Annotated in this window: 5 protein-coding genes; 4 read left to right on the top strand and 1 reads right to left on the bottom strand. The window is 35.9% G+C overall.

The genetic code is table 11. The annotated features are described in order from the left end of the window. The coding region (locus tag AC1DRF_RS18740; RefSeq protein WP_477741377.1) for a GyrI-like domain-containing protein at positions 1 to 445 on the top strand (445 nt) is incomplete at its 5' end. A 257-nt stretch (positions 446 to 702) separates the two neighbouring features. Here the strand turns inward: AC1DRF_RS18740 and AC1DRF_RS18735 are convergent. After that, positions 703 to 858: a hypothetical protein gene (locus AC1DRF_RS18735; RefSeq protein ID WP_427076742.1), complete on the bottom strand. Its 156-nt coding sequence runs from the start codon at positions 856 to 858 to the stop codon at positions 703 to 705. A gap of 105 nt (positions 859 to 963) precedes the next feature. On the opposite strand from AC1DRF_RS18735, the gene AC1DRF_RS18730 reads away from it, so the two are divergent. The 3 genes from AC1DRF_RS18730 to AC1DRF_RS18720 form a co-directional block, all read left to right on the top strand. Next, entirely contained in the window at positions 964 to 2472 is a 1509-nt protein-coding gene (locus AC1DRF_RS18730; RefSeq protein WP_477741376.1) for a spore germination protein, read from the top strand. Positions 2473 to 2502: 30 nt separating this feature from the next. Beyond that, entirely contained in the window at positions 2503 to 3696 is a 1194-nt protein-coding gene (locus AC1DRF_RS18725; protein WP_427076740.1) for a Ger(x)C family spore germination protein, read from the top strand. Between the two features lie 19 nt (positions 3697 to 3715). Continuing rightward, the coding region (locus tag AC1DRF_RS18720; protein ID WP_477741375.1) for a GerAB/ArcD/ProY family transporter at positions 3716 to 3944 on the top strand (229 nt) is incomplete at its 3' end.

The following is a 3944-nucleotide window of genomic DNA, read 5'->3' as shown; positions in this document are numbered from 1 at the left end:
GAACGAGGGTGGACAGAATAACAAAGACATTCCTGAATTTTGGCAACAGTACATGCAAAATGGATTAGGCTCTAAAATCCCCAATCCCTTAAAAGAAAACACGGAGCTTGGTATTTGCACTGATTTTAATCCTGAAACGGGTGAGTTTGTTTATGTAATTGGCATGGAAGTAAAGGAAGGCACTTCAGCGCCTGAAGGAACAGTTTACAGAAGTTTCCCTGAACTAGACTACGCCGTATTTACTACACCAAAATCAAATGAAGAATCTTTTACTTCTTCCATTCAGTCCACATGGAATTATGTTTTTACAGAATGGTTCCCTGAATCGGGTTATGAGCACTACGGATCAATGGAATTTGAACTGTATGATAAAAGGTGTTATGGTTCAGAAAATAAAGAGATTGATATCTACATTCCTGTAAAAAAACAGACTGTTAAGCCATAAAAGAGAACTCCCATTTGTTTAAGAGAAAAGTAGCGTAGAAATTCATTTATAATACTGAAGATATTCCTATACAAAAGCCCAATCTCTAAGCAATTAAACTTAAGAGAGGGCTTTTTATTCTTTTGCATTGGAAATTTTGGAATCAATCAATGTGAATATTCACTTCATTTTTAATTATCATAATGTACGATATCAGCCATAAAAACATCAGATATCCAGAGAAGTGTGAGGTGCTTTTCTCTCCAATTCCTTAACTCTTAAAACAATACCTTCTGATCTGTCACTGGATATAAAATAATACTAGCTAACCCGCTTTGATTTTCATCTAAAAACTCTAAAGAATCCTCAGCTTTACTTTGACGTTCAACTAATGCGACAAAACAGAAAACAAAGTTAGATACATTTCCTATCATTTTATTTTATGTATTTTCCTCACGTACATATTTTTTACATTTTATAGGAATGATAACGTTACTCGTTGTATAACAAATATTCACTCATATAAAAGGTGGTAAAACGTGCGACAAAGATATCTTTTGAAAAGCTCTAATTCTAATAAGGAAAAGACAACAGATTGTTCAGCAGCTCCCTTATATGATGATGTAAATAAAAATATAGAGAGACTGTTAAACGAATTAGGAAATAGTTCTGATGTATCGTTTCGAATGGTTGAGTCTCCATATCAAAAAACGTTAAAAGCAGCCGTTATTCACCTTGACGGATTAGCAGATGAAAACATTATAAATGAGAATATCATGACGCCTCTTATTCAGTGGCTTAAAGAAAGTAATCAAGTAGTAACCGTCAAAGAGATAGAAGAACAAATACCCCAGATATTAACTGTATCTCAATTGACTGTAAAAGAGAATTGGCATGAATTTATGTCAGCCGTTTTAACCGGTGATACGGTCATCCTACTGAATGGGAGTTCTAAAATTTTCATTGGCAATACAAAAAAACTTCAGTCCCGCGCAGTAACAGAACCAACCAGTCAAACTGTTGTTAGAGGACCTAAAGATAGTTTCACAGAGAATTTAAGGACTAATACTTCTTTAATACGAGCTAGAATTCAGGATTCTAATTTACGTTTAGACAGCATGAAAATTGGAAGCGTAACTCACACAGATATAGGGATCATGTATATTCAAGGAAATGCAGATAAACGTATTGTAGAGGAAATCAAAGAACGTTTAAAAGGGATTAAGGTAGATGGAGTCCTTGAGTCGAACTATATTGAGGAATTTATCCGGGATGATAGGACCACTATTTTTCCACTTCTATTAAATACAGAACGACCTGATGCCGTTGTAGGAAATTTATTAGAGGGACGAATTGCTATTATTGCACAAGGAACACCTTTTGTATTAATTGCGCCCGCTATTTTTTCTCAATTTTTTCAGTCTCCCGAAGATTATTATCAAAATTATTATATTGCTTCCTTTTTAAGGATCTTGAGATTTGGTTCTTTTTTTCTTTCTATGTATGCGTCTGCTATCTATTTAGCATTGATTACGCATCATCAGGGACTCATTCCAAACACATTAATGGTTAGCTTAATGGCTCAAAGAGAAAGAGTTCCTTTTCCAGCAATTGTAGAAATGTTAGTGATGGAACTAGCTTTTGAGATGTTGCGAGAGGCCGGAATCCGAATGCCTAGAGCAATCGGACCAGCAGTCTCCATTGTAGGAGCACTGATTTTAGGACAAGCAGCTGTAGAAGCAGGTTTTGTATCAGCGGCTGTTGTAATTATTGTTGCTATTTCTGCCATCAGCAATTTTACACTGCCATCTACTAGCATTGTCAATGCGGCCCGTGGTTTTCGATTTATCTTGATTATAGTTTCAGCATTTATTGGCTTATATGGAATTTTGCTTATGACCTTATGTATATGTCTTCATATAAGTAGTCTAAGATCTTTCGGTATCCCCTATTTTTCTCCTTTTGCTCCCTTTGATTTTAAAGAGCAAAAGGATACGTTAGCTCGATTCTCTTTACCATCTCTGTTGAAAAAACATCAAAATAAATAGACGTCGTATAAAGATGAATGAGGATAGAAAATGAAAACTTATCTTTCGCTTTTATGGATCGCTGCCATTTGTTTATGCGTTTCAGGATGTTCGAATTACCGAGAATTAAACCAAATAGGAGTTATTATAGGATTGGGAATTGATGAGAACGAAAACTTGGAACAACCTTATAAAGTAACCTATCAGATCATTAATCCAAGTGGTTTATCACAGGGCAGTTCGTCAGGAGGACAGGGTCTTCCTGTCATTAACTACACAGTAACTGCCAAAACACTAGTAGAGGCATTAAAAAAAGCCTCCATCGTCATTCCAAGAGAACATATTACTTCACATCTTTCGCTTATCATTATAGGTGAAAAATTAGCAAGAAATGACCTTAGCTTATTATTTGATGCTTTGGATCGAGGCAAACAAGCTCGTACAAGTATTCCAGTTTTTATTGCACGTGATGGGACTGCTGAGAAATTGCTCGGTGTGATTGAACCTTTTGAGGTTACTCCAGTCAAAAGTATCCTAAGTACCAGCCAGAACAATCAAAAAATGTACGGAATAGTTAGTAATGTACAAGCATATGAAGTTATTTCTATGCTTTTGAGTGAGGGAAAAAATCTATCTCTTCCTGGAATCAGCATTAACAAGCCCTCTCAGAAGGCAGAAGAAGCAGGCAATTTAGAGAATACCAGCCCAAGTGCTATGCAGGTAAAAGGATTAGCCATGTTTAGAAAAGGAAAATTAGTTCGATGGCTAGATGGCGATGAAGCTCGATCTGTCCAGCTTGTTACTTCTGAAGTAAAGAGTACAGCCCTCGTTTTCCCTTGCAGTATAAATGAGAATATCACAGTTACAGCGACCGGAATAAAAAGCCAAATGAAAACAGCAATCCGCCATAGGCAACCTTTCATTCATACAGATTTGAACGTCATGGGAGAAATTACGGAAACAACATGCCAAAAAGATTTAAGCAACCCTAAGGTATTAAAAGAATTGGAAAAAGAAGTACAAAAGGAATTGCAAAAGGAAATCACAAAAACTATTCGCATCGCACAAAAAGAAAAGACAGATATATTTGGCTTTGGTGATAGCTTGTCTCGAACCAACCCTAGTTATTGGCGTCAGCATAAACAGAATTGGGAGAATCTATTTTCAAGTGCTAAAATATCGATGAATGTGAACGTCAGTATTGTAAATACCGGAATGCGAACAAATCCTTATGAGGTAAATTAGATGAGGAGCTGAAAAAGCATTGACTAAAATAAAAATCGATGGGTTTCAATTATTTTGTATGATGTTTATCTTTATATTAGGCAGTACGTTACTTTTAGATATCGGAAAGGCTGCTAGGCAAGATGCATGGATAGTCCCCCTGCTGGCTACTTTTTTTGGATGTGTACTGTATTTAATCTATATCTCCTTATATAAGAGATACCCTAATATGCCTTTGACTGGCTACCTCATTAAAATCTGGGGTAAAT

It is taken from the genome of Priestia sp. P5_B4 (assembly GCF_056400385.1).
Note: the sequence above shows the minus strand (reverse complement) of the source record. Positions and strands in the feature narration are given on the sequence as shown.